General features: G+C 67.2%; 16 protein-coding genes. 8 read left to right on the top strand and 8 right to left on the bottom strand.

Annotated features, from left to right (window positions below):
* The first annotated feature begins 7 nt into the window (after positions 1-7).
* Both CRO07_RS10600 and CRO07_RS10595 read left to right on the top strand, forming a co-directional pair.
* Positions 8-736 (top strand): SDR family oxidoreductase, encoded by a 729-nt coding sequence (locus tag CRO07_RS10600; protein ID WP_097030667.1) that lies wholly within the window; start codon positions 8-10, stop codon positions 734-736.
* 7 nt (positions 737-743) lie between these two features.
* The gene (locus CRO07_RS10595) at positions 744-2,351 is read left to right on the top strand and encodes an FGGY-family carbohydrate kinase (RefSeq protein ID WP_097030666.1); all 1,608 of its coding nucleotides are present in this window, start codon (positions 744-746) and stop codon (positions 2,349-2,351) included.
* Here the strand turns inward: CRO07_RS10595 and CRO07_RS10590 are convergent.
* The 5 genes from CRO07_RS10590 to CRO07_RS10570 form a co-directional block, all read right to left on the bottom strand.
* Positions 2,348-2,512: a hypothetical protein gene (locus CRO07_RS10590; protein WP_097030665.1), complete on the bottom strand. Its 165-nt coding sequence runs from the start codon at positions 2,510-2,512 to the stop codon at positions 2,348-2,350. The two genes, CRO07_RS10595 and CRO07_RS10590, sit on opposite strands and share 4 nt — an antisense overlap.
* Positions 2,509-3,867 (bottom strand): amidase, encoded by a 1,359-nt coding sequence (locus tag CRO07_RS10585; protein WP_097030664.1) that lies wholly within the window; start codon positions 3,865-3,867, stop codon positions 2,509-2,511. Before CRO07_RS10585 ends, CRO07_RS10590 begins: the two co-directional genes overlap by 4 nt.
* Positions 3,854-5,275: a TRAP transporter large permease gene (locus CRO07_RS10580; RefSeq protein WP_097030663.1), complete on the bottom strand. Its 1,422-nt coding sequence runs from the start codon at positions 5,273-5,275 to the stop codon at positions 3,854-3,856. The genes CRO07_RS10585 and CRO07_RS10580 overlap by 14 nt, the downstream gene beginning before the upstream one ends.
* Positions 5,276-5,312: 37 nt before the next feature.
* Entirely contained in the window at positions 5,313-5,885 is a 573-nt protein-coding gene (locus CRO07_RS10575) for a TRAP transporter small permease subunit (RefSeq protein WP_097030662.1), read from the bottom strand.
* Positions 5,886-5,952: 67 nt separating this feature from the next.
* Positions 5,953-7,083: a TRAP transporter substrate-binding protein gene (locus CRO07_RS10570; RefSeq protein ID WP_097030661.1), complete on the bottom strand. Its 1,131-nt coding sequence runs from the start codon at positions 7,081-7,083 to the stop codon at positions 5,953-5,955.
* Between the two features lie 219 nt (positions 7,084-7,302).
* On the opposite strand from CRO07_RS10570, the gene CRO07_RS10565 reads away from it, so the two are divergent.
* Entirely contained in the window at positions 7,303-7,542 is a 240-nt protein-coding gene (locus CRO07_RS10565; RefSeq protein WP_097030660.1) for a hypothetical protein, read from the top strand.
* A gap of 117 nt (positions 7,543-7,659) precedes the next feature.
* Here CRO07_RS10565 and CRO07_RS10560 read toward each other — a convergent pair whose 3' ends face one another.
* The gene (locus CRO07_RS10560; RefSeq protein ID WP_097030659.1) at positions 7,660-8,406 is read right to left on the bottom strand and encodes a hypothetical protein; all 747 of its coding nucleotides are present in this window, start codon (positions 8,404-8,406) and stop codon (positions 7,660-7,662) included.
* 326 nt (positions 8,407-8,732) lie between these two features.
* Here CRO07_RS10560 and CRO07_RS10555 point away from each other — a divergent pair, with 326 nt between their 5' ends.
* The 3 genes from CRO07_RS10555 to CRO07_RS10545 all read left to right on the top strand — a co-directional run bounded on the left by CRO07_RS10555 (position 8,733) and on the right by CRO07_RS10545 (position 12,287).
* Positions 8,733-10,412, top strand: a complete 1,680-nt coding sequence (locus CRO07_RS10555) for a glycosyltransferase family protein (protein WP_097030658.1) — start codon at positions 8,733-8,735, stop codon at positions 10,410-10,412.
* Positions 10,413-10,581: 169 nt separating this feature from the next.
* The gene (locus CRO07_RS10550) at positions 10,582-11,406 is read left to right on the top strand and encodes a glycosyltransferase family 25 protein (protein WP_141400055.1); all 825 of its coding nucleotides are present in this window, start codon (positions 10,582-10,584) and stop codon (positions 11,404-11,406) included.
* The gene (locus tag CRO07_RS10545) at positions 11,373-12,287 is read left to right on the top strand and encodes a polysaccharide pyruvyl transferase family protein (RefSeq protein ID WP_097030656.1); all 915 of its coding nucleotides are present in this window, start codon (positions 11,373-11,375) and stop codon (positions 12,285-12,287) included. The genes CRO07_RS10550 and CRO07_RS10545 overlap by 34 nt, the downstream gene beginning before the upstream one ends.
* A gap of 171 nt (positions 12,288-12,458) precedes the next feature.
* On the opposite strand, the gene torA is transcribed toward CRO07_RS10545, so the two are convergent.
* Both torA and CRO07_RS10535 read right to left on the bottom strand, forming a co-directional pair.
* Positions 12,459-14,930 (bottom strand): trimethylamine-N-oxide reductase TorA, encoded by a 2,472-nt coding sequence (torA, locus tag CRO07_RS10540; protein ID WP_097030655.1) that lies wholly within the window; start codon positions 14,928-14,930, stop codon positions 12,459-12,461.
* 61 nt (positions 14,931-14,991) lie between these two features.
* Entirely contained in the window at positions 14,992-16,635 is a 1,644-nt protein-coding gene (locus tag CRO07_RS10535; RefSeq protein ID WP_097030654.1) for a c-type cytochrome, read from the bottom strand.
* Positions 16,636-17,097: 462 nt separating this feature from the next.
* Between CRO07_RS10535 and CRO07_RS10530 the strand changes: the two genes are divergently transcribed.
* Together CRO07_RS10530 and CRO07_RS10525 are read left to right on the top strand one after the other, a co-directional pair.
* Positions 17,098-18,303 (top strand): polysaccharide biosynthesis/export family protein, encoded by a 1,206-nt coding sequence (locus CRO07_RS10530; protein WP_097030653.1) that lies wholly within the window; start codon positions 17,098-17,100, stop codon positions 18,301-18,303.
* Complete coding sequence (locus CRO07_RS10525; RefSeq protein WP_097030652.1) at positions 18,300-19,658, top strand: beta-galactosidase; 1,359 nt, start codon at positions 18,300-18,302, stop codon at positions 19,656-19,658. The genes CRO07_RS10530 and CRO07_RS10525 overlap by 4 nt, the downstream gene beginning before the upstream one ends.
* The last annotated feature ends 5 nt before the right edge of the window (positions 19,659-19,663 follow it).

Below are 19,663 nucleotides of genomic sequence, written 5' to 3'. Positions count from 1 at the left end.
CATCATCATGGTAAATCTGATGCAGGGAAAGGTTGCCGCCATCACCGGCGCGGCCTCGGGGATCGGGCTGGAATGTGCGCGCACATTGGTGGCCGAAGGGGCGACGGTGGTGCTGATCGACCGGGCCGAGGATCGGCTGCGCGCGCTTTGCGCCGAGATCGGGCCGCGCGCCCTGCCTCTGGTCGTCGATCTTCTTGACGGGGCGCAGGTGTCGGGGATGCTGCCGCGGATTCTGGCGCTTGCCGGCTCGCTTGACATTTTCCACGCCAATGCCGGCGCCTATATCGGCGGGCCGGTGGCCGAGGGCGATCCCGATGCCTGGGACCGGATGCTGAACCTGAACATCAACGCGGCCTTCCGATCGGTTCATGCCGTTCTGCCCTACATGATCGAACGCAAGACCGGCGACATCCTGTTCACCAGTTCCGTCGCGGGTGTGGTGCCCGTGGTATGGGAGCCGATCTACACCGCGTCCAAGTTCGCGGTGCAGGCCTTCGTGCATTCCACCCGCCGGCAGGTGGCGCCGCATGGCCTGCGGGTGGGGGCGGTTCTGCCGGGGCCGGTGGTGACGGCGCTGCTGGACGACTGGCCGAAGGCGAAGATGGATGAGGCGCTGGCCAACGGCTCGCTCATGCAGCCGAAAGAGGTGGCCGAGGCGGTGCTGTTCATGCTGTCGCGCCCGCGGGGGGTGGTGATCCGCGACCTCGTGATCCTGCCCAACAGCGTCGATCTCTGAGGCTGCCATGACCCAGGCCCAGCCCCTGCTTCTTGGCATCGACGTCGGCACCGGCAGCGCCCGCGCGGGTCTGTTCGACCTTGCCGGCCGGATGGTTTCCAGCGCGAAATGCGATTTCGGCCTGTATCGCGAGTCCGGACACATCGTCGAACAGAAATCGGCCGAGATCTGGGCCGCGGTCTGCACCGCCACCCGCGCCGCACTGGCCAAGGCCGCCTGCCCGCCCGAGGCCGTTCGCGGCGTGGGCTTTGACGCCACCTGTTCGCTGGTGGTGGTGGGCACGGGCGGCACGCCGCTGCCCGTTGGCCCGTCCGAAGATCCCGCACGCGATATCATCGTCTGGATGGATCACCGCGCCGTCGATCAGGCCGAACGCATCAACGCCACCGGCCATCCGGTGCTGCGCTATGTCGGCGGCCGCATCTCGCCCGAGATGGAGACGCCGAAACTGTTGTGGCTGCGCGAAAACCGCCCCGCGGTGTTTGCCGCGGCGTGGCAGTTCTTCGATCTGGCCGACTGGCTGGGCTGGCGGGCGACGGGGGATCTGGCGCGCTCGACCTGCACGGTCACCTGCAAATGGACCTATCTGGCGCATGAAGGGCGCTGGGACGCCGATTATTTCCACCAGATCGGTCTGGGAGAGCTGGCCGACGAGGGCTTTGCCCGCATCGGTTCCCGTGTGGTCGAACCGGGATGCCCGCTGGGCGCGGGGCTGACCGCGGCCGCGGCGGCGGATCTGGGCCTTTGCCCCGGAACGCCGGTCGGGGCGGGGCTGATCGATGCCCATGCCGGCGGCGTGGGCACCGTGGGCGCCGAAGGTGCGCCCGAACGCGATCTGGCCTATGTCTTTGGCACCTCGTCCTGCACCATGACCACCACGCGCGATCCGGTCTTTGTGCCGGGCGTCTGGGGGCCTTACCAGTCCGCGATGGTGCCCGGCATGTGGCTGAACGAGGGCGGCCAGTCCGCCGCCGGTGCCGCGATCGATCAGCTTTTGTCCTTCCACCCCGCCGCGGCCGAGGCCGCCGACTCTGCCCGTGCCACGGGGCAATCGCTGCCGGGGTTTCTGGCGACATGGGCGGCCGAGGGACTTTCCTGCCTGTCCGAGGTCGCAACCCGTGCCGATGGCCTGCATGTGGTGCCGGAATTTCTGGGCAATCGCGCGCCCTTTGCCGACCCCCATGCCCGCGCCGTCATCGCCGGTCTGGGGATGGAGCGTGACCTGAAAAGCCTTGTCGCACTGTATGTTGCCGGGATCTGCGGCATCGCCTGCGGCCTGCGCCAGATCATCGAGACACAGGCCAGCGCCGGCGCGCCGGTGGAACGGATCGTCATCAGCGGCGGGGCGGGGCAGTCGGATGTGGTGCGCCAGCTTCTGGCCGATGTCACCGGCCTGCCCGTTCTGGCCAGTGCCGAGGCCGAACCCGTCCTGCTTGGCTCGGCCATTCTTGGCGCGGTCGCGGCCGGGATCGAGCCCGACATGACCGCCGCCATGCGCCGCCTGTCGCGCAACGCGCACAGCTACGAACCCGCCAAGGGTGCGTTGAAGGCGCTGCACGACCGGCGCTATGCCGCCTTTCTGGCGTTGCAACAGGCGGCGCGGGCGGCGCGTTAGGGCTTGTGGCTGTCGGGGCCGCGGATCAGATCCCATGCCGCAAGGGCAAGGGTGATGCCGACCACAAGGCCCAGATCCCACCTTGGCACCTTCATCACAAGGATGCCAAGGAACACCGCCAGCACGATCAGCGCAAGGGCCGGCAGCAGGCGTCGGGTCATGGCGCATCCCCTTCCGAAGCAAGACGGCCGGCCAGCCAGTTGGCCGTCCGCAACAGCCGCGCGTCCGATCCGCGCGGCCCGACAAGTTGCGCCCCCATCGGCAGGCCGCCTTCGTCCTGAAACACCGGCAGCGTGATCGCGGGCGTTCCGCACAGCGTCCACAGCCCGTTGAAGATCGCGTCGCCCGTCGTCTCTCGCCCCGGGGCGGGGCCGGGGGCGGCGGGGCACAGGATCGCGTCGCAGCGGTGAAAGATCGGCGCCAGCGCCTCGTTCAGGCGGGCGCGGGCCTCGATCGCGCGCAAGTAGTCGGGGGCGGGGATCGTGCGGCCCTCTGCAATCGCGGCGCGCAGGATGGGCGACAGGCTGTCGCCGGCGCGGCGGTCCAGATCGGCATGGCAATGGGCCATCTCGGCCAGATTGATGCAGCGCCGCAGCGCCGCCGCCTCGGCAAACAGGGGCGGCAGATCCAGCGGCAGGCACTGCGGCCCAAGACGGCCGGCCAGTTCCTGCATCGCGGCGCGCATCTCGGGGGTGGCATCCGGCCAGCCCGGCGGACGCACAAGGGCCAGAACCGGCGGCACCGGCGGCGCGGCAAGCGCCCCCGCCAGCAGGCGCGGCACCGCAAGCGGCTCTGTCGCGGGATCGGCGGGGTCGTGGCCCATCAGCGCCTCGGCCAGCAGGGCGGCATCGGTGACGGTGCGCGCAAACACCCCCAGCGTATCCAGCGTGGGCGACTGCATCAGAACCCCGGTGCGCGGGATCAGCCCGAAGCCGGGCTTGAACCCCACCACCCCGCAGAACGCCGCCGGCCGGATCACCGAACCGCCGGTCTGCGTGCCCACCGCAAGCGGCACCATTCCCGCCGCCACCGCCGCGGCCGACCCCGAGGACGACCCCCCCGGCGTGCGCGCCGGATCATGCGGGTTGCGCGTGACCGAGGGCTGAAGAAACGCGGCCTCGCAGGTCACGGTCTTGCCCATGATGATCGCCCCCGCCGCCTTCAGCCGCGCCACCACCGTGGCATCGGCCGAGGGCACCCGGCCCGCATCCGCCGCCACGCCGTTTTCGCTGGGGATGCCGCGGGTGTCGATCACATCCTTCAGCCCCACCGGCAGCCCGTGCAGCGGCCCCGTCGCCGCCCCCGACTGCCGCCGCGCATCCAGCGCGCGCGCCTGCGCCAGCGCGAAGGCGGGGTCGTGCCAGGCCCAGGCGCGGACCTGCGGCTCTTGCGCCTCGATCCGGGCCAGGCAGGCCTCGACCAGTTCCACCGCCCGCAGCGCGCCGCTGGCCAGCCGGTCGCGCAACTCGACCGCGGACAGCGACAGGATCGGCGTCATCGTCTCAGCGCGTCCCATAGAAATACTCCGGCAAGGAAAAGACGATCTGCGGGAAGACATACATCAGCGCCATGCAGAGAAACACCATGCCGACATAGGGCATCGAGCCGGCAAAGATCTGCGTCAGCTTCACCTGCGGCGGCGCGATCCCCTTCAGGTAATAGGCCGACATCGCCATGGGTGGCGTCAGGAACGAGGTTTGCAGGTTCAGCGCCACCAGCACGCCGAAAAACAGCGGGTCGATGTCGAAGATCGCCAGCAGCGGCAGGAAGATCGGCACGAAGATGATGATGATCTCGGACCATTCCAGCGGCCAGCCCAGCAGGAAGATGATAAGCTGCGCAAGGATCAGGAACTGAAAGGGGGTCAGGTTCAGGCCGCCGACAAAGTCCGCGATCATCTGCTCGCCGCCCAGATAGGAAAACACCGCCGAAAAGGTATAGCTGCCGACAAACAGCCAGCACACCATCGCGGTGGTGCGCACGGTCAGATAGACGCTTTCGCGCAGGCGTTCGAAGGACATGGCGCGGTAGATCACCGCCAGCACCATCCCCCCCAGCGCCCCGATGGCGGCGGCCTCGGTCGGGGTGGCAAGGCCGAACAGGATCGAGCCCAGAACCGCAAGGATCAGCACCGCCAGCGGCAGGAAAGAGGTCAGCAGCATCACGACAAGCTGCCGCCGTGGCACCTCGGGCAGCTCGCCCTTGGCCGGGCGCGGCGCGACCGAGGGCTGAAGGATCGCCCGGGCGATGATATAGACCAGATACAGCCCGACAAGCGTCAGCCCCGGCAGCAGCGCCGCCGCGTAAAGCCGCACGATCGACACGCCCGACGCCGCGGCGTAAACGATCAGCATGATCGAGGGCGGGATCAGGATACCCAGCGTTCCGCCCGCGCAGATGATCCCCGAAGCGAAGGACGGGTCATAGCGCGCCCGCAGCATCGCCGGCAGCGCAAGAAGCCCCATCAGCGTCACCACCGCCCCCACGATGCCGGTTGCGGTCGCAAACAGCGCGCAGGTCACCAGCGCCGCCACCCCCATCGAGCCGGGAATGTTCCTTGATGCGATGTTCAGCGTGGTGAACAGCCGGTTCACGATGTTTGCGCGTTCAACGACATAGCCCATGAACAGGAACAAGGGCACCGCGGTCAGGATCTCGTTCGCCATGACCGTGTAGGTCTGGTTCACGAACAGATCGAAGATGCGGTTGTTGAACAACCCTTCCAGCCATGTGGTGACAAGGGTCCAGCCATCGGCATCCTCGCCCAGCCGGTTGAAGGCACGCCACATCCGGCCGGGGTCGAAATAGGCGTAATAGCCAAAGCCGATGCCAAGGGCCATCAGCGTAAAGGCAATGGGAAAGCCAAGGAAAACCAATGCGATGAATATGCCCAGCATCATCAGGGCCATTTGGGGGTCGGTCACGCGGCCGTCTCCTGGCGGGGGGTCATGGGGCGGGGGGTCATGGGGTGTCGCCCCGGATATCCTGGACAAGGGCGGCTTCGGTTTCTTCGACATCGGCTTCGGCGGGGCGCCAATAGCCTTCGCGCAGGCACAGGATACAGCGGCAAACCTGCGCAAGCCCTTGAATGAACAGCAGAACTCCCGCCGCCACCAGCACCGCCTTGAACTGATAGATCGGGATTCCGGCCGGGCTGTTCACGCTGACCTCGGCGTAGCCCCATGATCGGGATGCGTATTTCCACCCCGCAAAGATCAGCGCGGTGATGCCGGGGAAGAAGAACAGGATATACAGCACCAGATCCACCGCCGCCTGCGTTCGCGGCCGCCACATCCGATACAGGAAATCGCCGCGCACATGGCCGTTGCGCGACAGCGTATAGGCGCCCCCCATCATGAACATCGTGCCATACATGATGAACGAGACATCCAGCGACCAGGGCGTGGGCGCGTTGAACGCATAGCGCACAAGCACCTCATAGCTGACCCCCAGCGTCATCAGCACGATCAGCCAGGCGAAGACATGACCGAAGGCGGCCGAAAGGCGGTCGGCAAAGCGGATGAAGGTTGGCATCGAACTCTCCGCGGGAAAGGCCCCGGGGGTGCGCCCCCCGGGGTCAAGGGCTGTCGGCGCCGCGGGATCAGCCCTGAAGCTTGCCGGGGAAGTAATGGTCGTAGGCCAGCCGCAGGTCGGCCTCGTTCATCAACTCGTAATAGCTGACCTGCTCGACCCAGGCGCGCTGACTGTCGAGAACCTTTTTCGAGAACGGGTCGGCCTCGAGCTGGGCGATCAGCGCATCCCAGGCGGCAAGCTGGCCCTGAAGGATCTCTTTCGGCGTCCGCCGCACCGTCACGCCGTCTTCGGCCGCAAGCCCGGCCAGATCGGCCGAATACTGCCGCAGCGCATGGGCGGTGTTGGCGGTCGAGGCGGCCTCGACCGCATATTTCAGGATCGCCTGAAGATCGGGGGCCAGATCCTCGTAAAAGTCGCGGTTGAAGGTGAATTCGAAACTTTCCGACGCCTGATGGTAGGATGACAGGTAATAGTTCTTCGCCACATCCTGCGCCCCGAAGCGGCGGTCGGACGAGGGGTTGTTGAACTCGAACGCATCGATCACGCCGCGCTCCATCGCGGGGACGATCTCGCCGCCAGGAAGCTGGGCCACCGACATGCCCATGGCCTGCAACAGATCGGCCGCCAGACCCACGGTGCGATACTTGAAACCCTGAATGTCGGCCGTGCCGTTCACCTCGCCCTTGAACCAGCCAAAGGGCTGGGCGGGCATCGGAAAGCCGTAAAAGCCCACGATGTTCATGCCCAGAATGTCCTGGGTCAGTTCGCGGTAAAGCTCGGCCCCGCCGCCCTGATAGAACCAGCCCAGCATGGTGGTGGCCGATCCGCCGAACACCGGGCCGGTGCCGAAAAAGGACGCGGCCTTTGACTTGCCATACCAATAGGCCGACACCGAATGCGCGGCGTCGATCACCCCGTCATGCACCGCATCCATCACCTGAAAGGCGCCGACCACCGCACCCGCGGGCATCAGATCGACCCGGATGCGCCCGCCCGACATTTCCTCGACCCGGGTGACATATTCCTTCGCAAACTCCATCCAGATGTCCGAGGCGGGCCAGGATGTCTGCATCTTCATCACGATCGGAGACTGCGCCAGCACGGCGGGCGCGGCCAGTGCCGCAGCCCCCCCCGCCAACGCGCCGGTGCGCAGAAACGAACGGCGCGACAACGCCGCCTTGGTCTGGTAAGCCGTCATGTCATTCCTCCCGGTTGGCCGCACCCTCCCAAGCGCGGCAGGCAAAGTGTCACCCGCCTTCCCTTTCATTTCAATCACCGGAAAGTCTGAACCGCGCGCCCGTGACGGATGACCAAACGGCACCCTTCCGGTGCCCCGGCGATCAACCGACTTGACCGGCGGCGCAATCGCGGCACAACTGGCCGTGTCCCCGGGCATGTCGCCCAAGAGCCAGAAACCATGATCCGTTTTGCCGTTGCCGCCGCCGCCCTTGCCGTTGTTGCCGGGTGCAGTATCGATCCGAAAACCTACGAGACCGAGCCCGTGACCATCGACACCCCGCGGGGCAAGGTGGTCTGCCAGCTTTACACCAAAGAGCTTGTGACCTGGGATCGCGCCATCGACCGCCCCGCCCGGATGAGCATCGCAGAGGCCGACGCGATCTGCCGCGCCGAGGGGCAGCGCCAAAAGACCCGCTAAGCGCAAAGGCGGGGCATCACCGCCCCGCCCCCGGATCATCGCGGGCCTTGCCGCCAACGTATCGCCCGGCGGGTCTTGCCGCCGGCGTTCGGCGCTGCCCGTCGGGCGTGTCTGCGGTTACATCCGGCGCCGCGCCACGGCACCCCTTGCGCCGGCGATCACCCGCCGGCCCCGCCCAAGCCCCAGCAAGGACAAAAGCCCGCCGCCCAGCAGAACGGCGCTTGCAGGCAGGGGAACCGGGGGAATGGACGATTCGCTGGGCAGAAGGCTTTCCGATCCGGTGATGCCAACGACGCGGAATTGCAGTTCATAGTCCAGATTGCTGACGTAATACTCTTTGCCATCAGGCTCTTGCCACCATGTACCCGCGTGATAATACAGGCCTGACCAATTCATCGTGCCGCCGACATAGAACGAAACATCCATCACTTTGTCGAGGTCGTAGTTGGCGAAAAAGTGGGATTTACCCAACGCGGGCGTATCGATGTGCCCTTCGCCACCCCCCCCGCACAAACCACGCACGGAAGAAAAGCATGCTGTTTCATAATAATCTTCTTCCGGATAAATCGGTTCCCAGTAAAAGGTCGCCTCGAACAAAGATCCATAGGGATGCTCTGTCATGAAGCCACGCAGGTTGAATACGTTTTCTTCGCGCGTGATTTCGGTATAGTAATAACTTTCATAGGACCACTGAATTTCCCCGTCCTGATCCAGCGACTTCGTGTCCACATCCACATGAACACCGAGAAAAGACTCTCCGATCAACTCAAGCGTAAGGGTCGCCCAGCCTTGCGTGGCAGCCTGCGCGGCGCCCGACGCGCCCATCACGGCCGCGAAAATCAGACATTGCAAATATCTTCTCATATCAAAACCTCCGGAGTAATAAGTATTAATTTATCATCCTTGAAATGATTGCCGTCAATTCGCCAAAGGTGGACGCTGGCGGATTGTCATACCGCCTATGGCACATCCCACACGCCCAAAGTGGCCGCAGGCCGCAGGCCGGCCACGACGCAGTGTCACGCGCCCCCGATCACCCCGCGCGGCGCCCCTGACCGGGGGGCGAAAACCTGCGCCATCCCCCTGACCGGGGTGCCGATCCCGTTTGACAGCCGCGCGCCGGGCATGATCTGGCAAGGCGTTGGCGTTCATCTTGCACGGCACGGCAACCACAGGCAAAGGGCGAAGGCATGCAACACCCGGACACGATCCCCAACCGGACACGGCGCAAGCTGCGGGACGAATGTGGCCTGACCTCGGCCGAGGGGTTTCCGCAGATGGGGGCCACGCATTATCTGGACTGGTTGCCCGACCTGCACCGACAGCTGCGCCCCGACACCTATTTCGAGATCGGCACCGAAAGCGGGGCCAGCCTTGCCTTTGCGCGCTGCTTTTCGATTGCGGTCGATCCGCAGTTCCGGCTTCAGGCCGATGTCTCGCGCAACAAGCCGGCGCTGTTGCAGTTCCAGACCACAAGCGATGCGTTCTTCGCCTCGGGGATGCTTGAGCGGCTGGGCCGGCGGGTCGATCTGGCGTTTCTGGACGGGCTGCACCTGTTCGAGGCGCTGCTGCGCGATTTCATCCATATCGAGCGTCACATGGCGCCGGATGGCGTGATCGCGATGCATGATTGCGTCCCCATCAATGCCACGATGGCCCTTCGCGACCGCGCCGACGGCGGCATGTGGACGGGCGATGTCTGGAAGGTCGTGGCGATCCTGCGCAAATATCGCCCGGATCTGCGGATAAGCTGTCTTGATCTGGCGCCGACCGGGCTGGTTGTGGTGCAGGGCCTCGATCCGGCCAACACCATCCTTTCCGACCGGCTGGCCCTGATCGAGCAAGAGTTCGCCCCCCTGACGCTGGACACTTTCGGGCAAGAGAGCTTTCGGCGGATGATCGACCTGACCCCGGCCGCCGCGTTCCGGCCGGATCGGGCGGCAGTGCCCGCGCGGCCAAAGACGCGGCCGCGGATCGCGATCAAGGCCTGCACCCCCTCGGCTGCCGAGGCGGAAAACTGGGGCGATACGCATTTCGCCCGCTCATTGGCCCGCGCGTTTCAGCGCAAGGGATTTGCCGCGCGGGTGGACTGCATGTCCGACTGGGGCACGGCGCCTGCCGACGATGCGCTGGACATCGTGCTTCAGGGGCACGACTACCACCCGCCGCGCGACGGAATTCCCGCGCTGATGTGGTATATCTACCCCGGCAAACGCTTCGACCCCGAGAATTTCAGCCGCTACGGCCATGTGTTCGCGGCCTCGCGGCCGTTCCTGCGCAGGCTGCGCCGTGACCGGCCGGGCCTGTCGTGTTCCTTCCTTCCGCAGGCCTTCGATGCCGAGACCATGGCCCCCGGACCCACCCCCCCGGGCCAGATCCATGTCTTTGTCGGCAATAACCATTTCGGCCACCCCCGGCCGGTGGTGGAACTGGCGCTGGCGGCGGGCATCGCGCTTGACATCCACGGCAGCGGCTGGACCGCCGCGCATGAACGCCCGCATGTGGTGGCGCCCGTTGTCGCCAACAGCGACCTTGGGCGGCTTTATGCCGGCGCGCGGGCGGTGCTTTGCGATCATTCCGCCCCGATGCGGCGGCAGGGCTTCGTGTCGAACCGGATCTTTGATGCGCTGGCCTGCGCGGCCCCGGTGATCTGCGACGCGGTGGCCGATCTGCCCGCGGCTTTCGCGCCCTTCGTGTTCCGTGTCGAGACCGCCGCCGATCTTGCCGCCGCGGTCGCGGCCATCTGCGCTGAGGACGCCCCCCGCCGGGCCGAACGTATCGCCTTCGCAACCGCCCTGCGCGAAACCGACAGTTTCGACGCCCGGGCCGAAACGATCCTGACCCGCGCCCACGATCTGGGCCTGCTGTAGCCGGCACCGCGCCGCGATCGTCGGGCCGGCCAGCCGGGAAAACGCATTGCCGCTGCGCCCGGCATCGATCATAAAGGCATCGTTCATCCTTCGCCGGCCTGTGGCGTCATGGGCGCAGCCCGTCCGCCAAGCCAAGTCAACGCTGCTTCCTGCACCGGGAAAGGGCTCTTTGCTTTCTACCTTGGGGCCGATCTGGCCAATCCATGTCATCAACCTTGACCGCGCGGGCGACCGTATGGCCGCAATCTCGGACCATCTGGACGCGCTTGGCCTGCGCTTTTCGCGGATGGCCGCGGTCGATGGCCATGCCGTGCCGGCCGAGATCCGGCACAAACTGACGCAAGGGGCACCCCGCTACAAACGCCCGCTTACCCCGGCCGAGATCGGCTGCACGCTGTCGCATCTGCTGGTGTGGGACCGGATCGCCCGCGGCCCGGCGCCGGTGGCCATCGTGCTGGAGGATGACGCAAGGTTGCGGCCCGGCGCCGGCGCGCAGCTGGCGGCACTGGCGGCGATGCCGGTGGACTGGGACATGTTGAAGCTGTGCCACTCGAACCGGACGGCGGCCGGGGCAGCCGGGGTCAGCGCGATCCTGCCGCGCCGGATGCCGCCCTGCACCATCGGCTATGCCATCACCCGCGCCGCGGCGGCGCAGCTTGTCATGCGGTGGGTGCCGTTCTCGCGCCCGGTGGACAATCAGCTGACCTATTGGTGGGAACATGGCGCCTGCGTGAAGATCGCGGTTCCGGCGCTTGGCGGGGCGGCCGCGGATCATGCCGACACAAGCGCCATCGCCGCCGGGCGGGTGCAGAAGGGCGGCCATCTGCGGCGCCTGCTGGCCAATCTGGGGGTTCAGGCCGGGCGCAGGATCGCCGGCATCCGCCCCCGCGGGCGTAGCTGGCCCGACAGCGGCCCGGTCACGCCCGCCCTGCCCGCGGTTCTGGCCCTGTCAGGCGCCGAATGGATCAGGACCGCGGGGCCGCAAGGATGCTGACCGGCCTGCTTGAAAGCGCGCTGAGGCCGTTGGTCGATGGCGGGCGCTATGCGTTGATCGACTATCCGCTGTATCACAACCCCGGCGATGCGGCGATCTGGCTGGGCACGCGGCAGATCCTTGGCGGGCTGTTCGGCACGGCGCCGGCCTATACGGCAACCTTGCGCGGCTTTGACCCCGACACCTGCCGCCGCCGCATCGGTGGCGGGACGGTGTTTCTGCTGGGCGGGGGCAATTTCGGCGGCCTTTATTCCCGCCACCACGACATGCGCCTGCGTGTCATCGCCGCGATGGCGGGCAACCGGATCGTGCAACTGCCCTTCAGCGTCGCCGGGCTTGACGAGGCGCTTGAACCGACGCGCAAGGTTCTGGCGGCGCATGGCAATGTGACCCTGATCGCACGCGAGGCCCACAGTCAGGCCGTTGTCGCCCGGCTGTTGGGAGAACGGCCACTGCTGGCGCCTGATGCCGCCCATGGGCTGCGTCTGCCGGTGGGCGCGCCGATCCGCGACGAAACCCGGCTGTTGCGGCGCGACCGCGAGGCAGCGGCCAGCGGCACCCGGATCGACGCCGGCGACAGCTGGGACTGGGCCGATCTGCCGCGGCTGCGCTGGTTGAACCGGGCGGGCAAGGCGGCACTGGCGCTGGCGCCCGCGGCGGCCGCGCCTGCGCTGCGGGATCGGCTGGCACGGGCCAAGGTCGAAACCGCGGCCGCGCGTCTGGCCGAGGGCCAAACCGTGGTGACCGACCGGCTGCACGGAGCCATCCTCGCCTCGGTGATCGGCCGCAAGACGGTGGTGCGCGACAATGCCACCGGCAAGGTCGCCGCCTATCTTCAGACCTGGGGGAAGGGGCTGCCGTCCTGCCGCCTTGACGGCTGACGCCCCTGCATGGGGGCGCCACCTTTGCGCAACGGGTCGGGCTGGGCGCCCCGCAACCGCGAATAGGCCCATCCGGCCGCTTGTCCAGAACAGCGCCCCGGGCCGGGCGGCCCCCGCGCCGGTCAAGGCAGCACGACGTTGCCCTGACCGGTGCGGGGCGGGCCGCGCCGGTCAGGCGCCCGGTTCGACGAACACCGTCACCTCGGGCGGGACGCCCTGGAATTTCTCGACCTCGCAGACGGCCGTCTGGCCGCAGTTGCCCTGCGACAGCCGCGATGTGGCGATGCCGGTGGTCAGCACGTTGACATCGCCATAGCGGCACAGGCTGCCGGGGGTGCGGGGGTCGGCCGGGTCATACCAGCCGCCTTCGTCGATGCGCACCACGCCGGGGCGGATCTCGTCGGTGATGCGGATGCCGACAAGGATCTGGCCCCGGTCGTTGAAGGCGCGGGCCAGATCGCCGTCCTGCAACCCGCGCGCCGCCGCATCGGCGGGGTTCATCCAGCAGGGCTCGCGCCCGGCGATGGCGTAATCCTCGCGCAGGACGGTGCCGCACAGTTGCGAATGAAGCCGCTTCACCGGATGGTTGGCGGCCACCCCCAGCGGATAGCGCGCGGTGGGGCCGTCCAGCCGCTCGACGGGTTCCAGCCATGTCGGATGGGGCGGGCAGTCGTCATACCCCATCGCCTGAACCGCGCGCGAGAAGATCTCGAACTTGCCGCTGGGGGTGCCAAGCGCGTTCAGCAGCGGATCGGCGCGGAAACTTGCATGGCGGACGAACTGGCGCTGGTCTTCGGACAGCGGGAAGGCCAGCGGCTGATTGCTGTTCCAGAACACGTCGAACACCGGCATTTCCATGCCCTTGGCCCGCGCCTCGATCATCGCCGCCTCATAGAAGCTGCGGATCCAGTCCATTTCGGTCTGGCCCTCGGTATAGGCATAGCCAAAGCCCAGCTTGTCCGCGACCGCGGTGAAGATGTCATAATCCGACCGCGCTTCGTGCAGCGGCTCGATCAGTTTGCGCATGGCGACGATATGGCTAAGCGCGTAATCGCCCACCTGTTCGATGTCGTTGCGTTCATAGGATGTGGTGGCGGGCAGCACGATGTCGGCGTGGCGCGCGGTGGCCGTCCACTGGAAATCCTGCACGATGAAGGTATCCAGCGCCTGCCAGGCCCGAACCATCTCGTTGCGGTCCTGATGGTGCGAGAACGGGTTGCCGCCGGCCCACCACGCCAGCTTCAGCGCGGGCAGCGTGATCTTCGTGCCGTTGTAATCCATCGTCGCGCCGGGGTTCAGCAGCGTTTCGACCAGCCGGGAAACCGGGATGGAAACCGTCCCCCCCGCCGACAGCCAGGCCGCCCCGCCGCCGGCCGACTGGCCGGGCGTGTCGGTGATGCTGGGCAGGATCGGTGACAGATGCGTGGGCGCCCCGCCGCTGGCATAGTGATAGCTGAGACCATAACCGCCCCCCGGCAGGCCGATCTGGCCCAACATGCAGGCCAGCGTCACCAGCATCCAGGTGGATTGCTCGCCATGGTGCTGGCGCTGGGTGGAATAGCCAAGCGCCAGCATGGTGCGGTTGGCGGCAAAGCGCCGCGCCAGATCGCGGATGGTGTCGGCCGGGATGCCGCACAGGTTTGACGCCCAGTCGGCGGTCTTGGGCGTGCCGTCGCTTTCGCCCAGCAGATAGGGCAGGAAGCGATCAAATCCGGTGGTGTATTTCGCAAGGAAATCCGCGTCATGCAGGTTTTCGCTGTAAAGCGTGTGGGCGATGCCCAGCATCATCGCGGTGTCGGTCTGCGGCCGGGGCGCGATCCATTCGGCATCCAGATACTGCGCGGTCTCGGTTCGGACCGGGTCGATGCAGATGGCGCGGGTGCCCTTTTTCTTCAGCCCGTCCACCCCGACGAAGGCGCCGTGATCCGCGATTTGCCAGCAGATTTCCGAATTGCGCAGCGGGTTGGCGCCCCAGAACACCATCAGTTCGGTGTTCTCGACCACATTCGGCCAGGCGGTGCATTGTTCGTAAACCTCGATCGAGCCGGTGACATAGGGCAGGATCACCTGCGCCGCCCCGGTGGAATAATCCCCCATCGAGCTGGTAAAGCCGCCGTTCAGCTTCAAAAGCCGCCGCAGCAGCGTCTGGCAGTTGTGCATCCGCCCGGGGCTTTTCCAGCCGTAAGAGCCGCCAAAGATCGCCTCGGGGCCGTGGGTATCGCGCACCCGCACCAGTTCGCGGGCAACAAGCGAAATCGCCTCGTCCCAGCTGACGCGGACGAAATCGCCGGTGCCGCGGCCCGCCGGATCGGCGCCCGGCCCCTGTTCCAGCCAGGCCCGGCGCACCATCGGATATTTGATCCGGCTGGGCGAATAGATCGAATCCAGCACGCCCTTCAGCTGCGCCGAGGGCCAGGGATCACCTTCCCACGGGTGGATGGCCACGGCGCGGCCGTCCTTGACCGTGGCGCGGAACAGGCCCCAGTGGCTGCCGGTCAGGATCTCGGACCCGGCTGCGTCCTGCGCAAGGGCTGCGCCGCGGGGAAGCGGGACGGTGGCGCCCAGGGCGGCGGCGGCCGCGGTCTGGCACAGGAAGCCGCGGCGCGACAGGCCGCCTTTGCGGGGGCTTGGGATCGTGGTCATCAAAGGGGTCTCCTCTGGTCGTCGAGGGTCGGGCGGTGGTCCGCGGTGACAGGGGGGCGCATCACTCGGCCCCGGCCTGCGGTCCGACATCCCGGGAATGGTTTTGCAGATAGGCCAGCAGCAGCCGATATTGGTCGTCACCCAGCGAGGTGAACCGCTTCATCGCGTTCAGATTGCCGATCCACTGGTTCGCCAGATAGCGGTCGGGGTGCGGCAGGCTGTGGCAGGTGGCGCAACTGGCGTTGAACAGATCGCCCGCATAGCCCCACAGCGCCGGAAGATCGGCATGAAGCCCCTGCCCGTCGATCCAGCCGGTCAGGCTGGCCTGCGCCCAGGCTTGCCCGGTGGCGGGATCGTCCACCGGCGCTTCGCGGCTGACCGCGGCCATGGCGGCATCGCCCAGCACCGCCAGCAGGATGCGCTGGCCGCGTTCGGCGTAAAAGACCTGCTCGGCCCCTACCGCCTGCCAGCCATCCAGCCGGACCTGAATCCGGTCGCCATCACGCGCCAGCACCGCAAGACGGGCACCGCCCAGCAGCTTGCCATCCTCGGCGCCCGCTGTGCCGATGCGGCCGGGATCAAGGAACAGCGGCTTTGTCGTCACCACATGCACCACCTTGGCATCCGCCAGCGCCGCGGCGGGCGATGTCGGCAGCACCGGCGCCTTGCCGGCGGGGCGGTCCAGCATGACCACGGTCGGGGTGCGGTTCGGTTCGGGGCGGCCGGGGCCGGGGGCATCCACCGCCGGCACGGTTTTCAGATACATCGCCATGGCAAGGCGATCCTCGCGCGGAAGCTGCGCGGTGTTCAGGATCACCTCTTCCATGTCGCCGCCGGCTTTCTTGCCGATCGGGCTGATGCCGGTTTCCAGATAGTTCGCGATGGCATTGACCGACCAGAAGCCGATCCCGGTCTCGTCCGGCGAGATGTTGGGGAAATGGCCGTGGCCGTCGGGGGTCGGCCCGCCGCCATAGCGGCTGTCCGCGATCACATTGCCCATGAAGCTGCGCGGCGAGTGGCACTCGGCGCAGTGGCCCGCGCCTTCCACCAGATAGCGCCCGCGCGCCAGCACCGCCTGATGCGGATCGGGGGCGGTCTGGGTGGCGGGGGCATCCGGCAGGGGCTGGCCGTCAAGGAACGCCAGACGCCAGACGCCGATGCCGCGGCGGATGTTGTAGGGGAATTTCAGCTCGTGCCCGGGCACCTGCCCCGCCACGGGCGGAAGCGACATGATATAGGCATACATGTCGCGCACATCATTGGCGTTCAGCCGCTGATACGAGGTGTAGGGAAACGAGGGATACAGGTTCTGCCCGTCCGGCATGATCCCGCCCGGGCCAACCCCCTCGCGCACGGCACGGGTGAACTGCTCAAGCGTCCAGCCGCCGATGCCGTCCACCCGATCGGGCGAGATGTTGGGCATGTGGAACCGGCCAAAGGCGGTGTCCAGCACCCGCCCGCCGCCCAGCTTCGTCTGGTCGGGCTGGCCCGGGGTGGCGTGGCAGGTGGCGCAGTCGCCGGCCAGAAAGATCCGCTGGCCGTTGTCCAGATCGGCAGGGCCGGCATCGGCCACGTCGCGCGTCGGATGGGTCAGCGACCATGTGACCGGCGAGGTCAGGACGACAAAGCCCGCCACCCCCGCAAGAAGCACCCCGAAAGCGCGGTTTGCGCCGCGTCGCCGCGGCCTTGACGCCTGTTCAAACATGGCTGTCCTCCACTTCCGTCGTTCGTCCGCGGCCTGCGTCCTTCGGCAAGGGCCTTCCCCCGCCGGATCATGGTGAAAGGTCACGATAAGCGACAGAAAACGCCCCGCCTTGATCTGTGTCATGGCCCACGTCCCGCGCGACCTCCATCCCCCCGCGCGCCGCCGGGGGATGGACGCCCCGATCCCCGGCCCGATTGCAGGGGGCTTGCCGTCGCCACCCGGCCTGCCGATCAAGCCGGTTCGCCCGCGCGTCCGGCCGTGGCCATGGCCTGTCCGCCATCGGCAAGGAAACCGGGCGGATCAAGGGCGCCCGGCCCTTTTTCGGGGCGGCCGCCTGCGCCCGCCCGCGACCTATCCGACAGCGCCGGCCGCGCCGGTTGACACACTGGCACGAGTGTGAAAGCGTTCAATCATAACTGATTTAGCGTTTTAACATCGAGATTCTTTGTGCGTGGAGCATTCATGATTCCCGGAATACTTGCGTTCTGCGCGGCCTTGTCTGCGGGCGCGGCGGCAAGGGCGGAAGAATATGCCATCCGGCCCGGCGATCTTGTCGATGTCTCGGTGCTGTCGCATCCCGAACTGACCCGCACCTATCGCGTCAGGCTTGACGGCGCCATCACCATGCACATCCTTGGCAGCGTCGAGGCGGCCGGATTGTCGCCGGCGCAACTGGAATCCTCGCTTGAGCAGCAACTCTCGGAGGTGTTCGAGGGGTCCACCTCGGCCACGGTTGAGGTGGCGGAATACCGCCCGGTGATCGTGGGCGGGCAGGTCGTCGCGCCGGGCGCCTATCCGTTCCAGCCGGGTCTGGATGTGGCCGGGGCGCTTGCCCTGGCACGGGGAACCGGCGCATCCACGCTGTCGGACGATCTCAGCGCCAGTATGCGCGTCGAAAGCGAAACCGCCCGTCACGCGCTGCTGCGGGCGCAGTTGGCGGGCCTTCTGGTCGAACGGGCAAGGCTTGTCGCCGAGCGTGACGGGCTGGCCGAAATCACCGTGCCGGATGAGGCCAGGACCACCCTTGGCGCCGCGGCCGGCGCCCTGGCCGAGGCGCAGGAAGCCCTGCGTGCGGCGCGCGACGAGGAACTTACCCTTCGGCTTGCGGCCATCGATGCGACGCGCCGTCTGGCCGAAGAGGAAGCCGGCGCCTATTCCGAGCGTCAGCAACTGATCCGCAGCCAGCTTGATGCGACGCAAAAAGAACTGGATGGCCAGCTGAAACTGGCCGAGCGCGGCCTTGCCCTGAACCAGCGCATGTTCGATCTGCGCGTCAGCGAGGCGGGATACCGGGCCGACGAACTTGAAGCGGTCGCGCTTGAGGCGCAGGCGCGCAAGACGATCTCGGATGCCGAGGCCGGCAAGCAGGGCGCAACGGTCCTTCGGGCGGGTGAGGTGGCCACGGCGCTGGCGGAAATCGATGCTGACATTGCCGAAATCCGTGTCGACATGGATCAGGCACGCCGCTTTGTCGCCGTCTTTGGCGGGCAGGCGAAAGCGGCCGAGATGACCGGCGCCGGCATGGTCTATCGTCTGCGCCGGCGCGGCCCCGAGGGCGTCACCGTGATCGCGGCCAGCCCCGATACGCTGCTTCAGCCCGGCGACATGCTTGAGGTGGCAACGCTTGAGCAGACCCCTGACCCGAGTGGCGGGATGAACGACAGATGAGGCTGCGCAGTCTTGTGGCGGCGGCGCTTGTCACCCTGTCAGCGGGGGGTGCGACGGCGGATACGATCGATCTGTCGCAGGTGGTGGCCTCTCCGAATCCGCGGCTTGGGCTGGCGTTTCCGGGCAGCAATCCCAAGCATTATTCCGCCATCGCGCAGGCCGGAATCGGCGTGGTTCGGCTGTCGGTGGCCTGGGACCGGGTCGAGCCAGCCCCCGGCCGGTTCGACTGGTCGGGGCTCGACAGTCGGGTGGTGGGCTTGCAGGCTTACGGGATCGAGCCGTTCCTTACGTTTGAATCCACCGCCGACTGGGGCACCGTGCCGGAAACCCGCGGCGTCAAGAACGCCCGCCCCAACAATCCCGCCGACTGGGAGCGTTTCGTTCGCGCCGTGGTCGAACGCTATGACGGCGATGGCCACGCCGATGCGCCCGGACTGCACCGGCGGGTGCGCTACTGGCAGGCGGCAAACGAATGGATCAGCGACAAGAACAAGTCGGGCGGGTGGGTCGGAACCACGGATGAGCTGATCGACTACATCCGCCGCACCCATGATGCGGTGAAGGCGGTCGACCCAAGGGCGATCTTCGTGCTGGGCGGCATCGCGGCGTTCAATCTGGATGTTCTGCTGGTGGCGCGCGGCGGACAGCAGTTCACGGTTCGCCAGAAATGGAATGAGCGGTCTGAAACCGTGCTGTCGCCATCGGACATGCGGGGCGCCGAGATCGCCCGGATCATCGACCGCGATGTTCTGCCGGTCTTGCGCCAAAGCCCCTATGACATCGCCGATGTTCACCTTTATGGCCCCGAAAGCCGCGACGCCGCCCGCATCGCCATGATCGGGTCGATGACCGGGCGGCCGGTGCTTTCGGCGGAATGTGGGGGCCCCTCGCTGGACTATGGCGACCGCTATACGCCCGAGGGCCACTTTATCGCCGTGGTCGATCGCAACCTTGGCGTGCTTGCCGCGGGCGGGCAGTTCTGCCTGTGGTATCGGCTGGGCGAAGGGCGCGACACGACCTTCGGCAACCGCCATACCGCACTTTACACCGAGCGCGCAAAGCCCAAGCCGGGCGTCTATGCCTATCGGATGCTGTCGCGGCTGCTGGCGGCCGATACCACCGTGCGCGCCGCCGGCCCCGCTTTGTTCGAGTTGCGCCGCACTGCGGGCGATGTCGTGCGGATCGGCTGGGGGGGTGGCGCCGCGGCCGTCCGGGCCTTTGCCGCACAGACCGGGGCGCAAGCCTATTGTCTGGCCGATGCCGGGACCGGCGCGCTCAGCCGCGATCCGGGCCGCTGCGATCCCGAGGCGCTGACGGTTGCCGGCCATGACCTGTCTTCCCTGCTGTCCCGCTGAACCCG

Source organism: Cereibacter ovatus, from assembly GCF_900207575.1.
GTDB classification, from domain to species: Bacteria; Pseudomonadota; Alphaproteobacteria; order Rhodobacterales; family Rhodobacteraceae; genus Cereibacter_A; species Cereibacter_A ovatus.
This window is presented reverse-complemented; position numbering and strand designations above follow the sequence as displayed.

Excerpts from the sequence above, each read along its gene's own strand:
- torA (WP_097030655.1), bottom strand. The coding sequence starts at position 14,930 with ATGACCACGATCCCAAGCCCCCGCAAAGGCGGCCTGTCGCGCCGCGGC.
- CRO07_RS10575 (WP_097030662.1), bottom strand. The coding sequence starts at position 5,885 with ATGCCAACCTTCATCCGCTTTGCCGACCGCCTTTCGGCCGCCTTCGGT.
- CRO07_RS10595 (WP_097030666.1), top strand. The coding sequence starts at position 744 with ATGACCCAGGCCCAGCCCCTGCTTCTTGGCATCGACGTCGGCACCGGC.
- CRO07_RS10525 (WP_097030652.1), top strand. The coding sequence starts at position 18,300 with ATGAGGCTGCGCAGTCTTGTGGCGGCGGCGCTTGTCACCCTGTCAGCG.
- CRO07_RS10555 (WP_097030658.1), top strand. The coding sequence starts at position 8,733 with ATGCAACACCCGGACACGATCCCCAACCGGACACGGCGCAAGCTGCGG.
- CRO07_RS10530 (WP_097030653.1), top strand. The coding sequence starts at position 17,098 with ATGATTCCCGGAATACTTGCGTTCTGCGCGGCCTTGTCTGCGGGCGCG.
- CRO07_RS10585 (WP_097030664.1), bottom strand. The coding sequence starts at position 3,867 with ATGGGACGCGCTGAGACGATGACGCCGATCCTGTCGCTGTCCGCGGTC.
- CRO07_RS10560 (WP_097030659.1), bottom strand. The coding sequence starts at position 8,406 with ATGAGAAGATATTTGCAATGTCTGATTTTCGCGGCCGTGATGGGCGCG.
- CRO07_RS10565 (WP_097030660.1), top strand. The coding sequence starts at position 7,303 with ATGATCCGTTTTGCCGTTGCCGCCGCCGCCCTTGCCGTTGTTGCCGGG.
- CRO07_RS10590 (WP_097030665.1), bottom strand. The coding sequence starts at position 2,512 with ATGACCCGACGCCTGCTGCCGGCCCTTGCGCTGATCGTGCTGGCGGTG.
- CRO07_RS10535 (WP_097030654.1), bottom strand. The coding sequence starts at position 16,635 with ATGTTTGAACAGGCGTCAAGGCCGCGGCGACGCGGCGCAAACCGCGCT.
- CRO07_RS10600 (WP_097030667.1), top strand. The coding sequence starts at position 8 with ATGGTAAATCTGATGCAGGGAAAGGTTGCCGCCATCACCGGCGCGGCC.
- CRO07_RS10545 (WP_097030656.1), top strand. The coding sequence starts at position 11,373 with ATGGATCAGGACCGCGGGGCCGCAAGGATGCTGACCGGCCTGCTTGAA.
- CRO07_RS10570 (WP_097030661.1), bottom strand. The coding sequence starts at position 7,083 with ATGACGGCTTACCAGACCAAGGCGGCGTTGTCGCGCCGTTCGTTTCTG.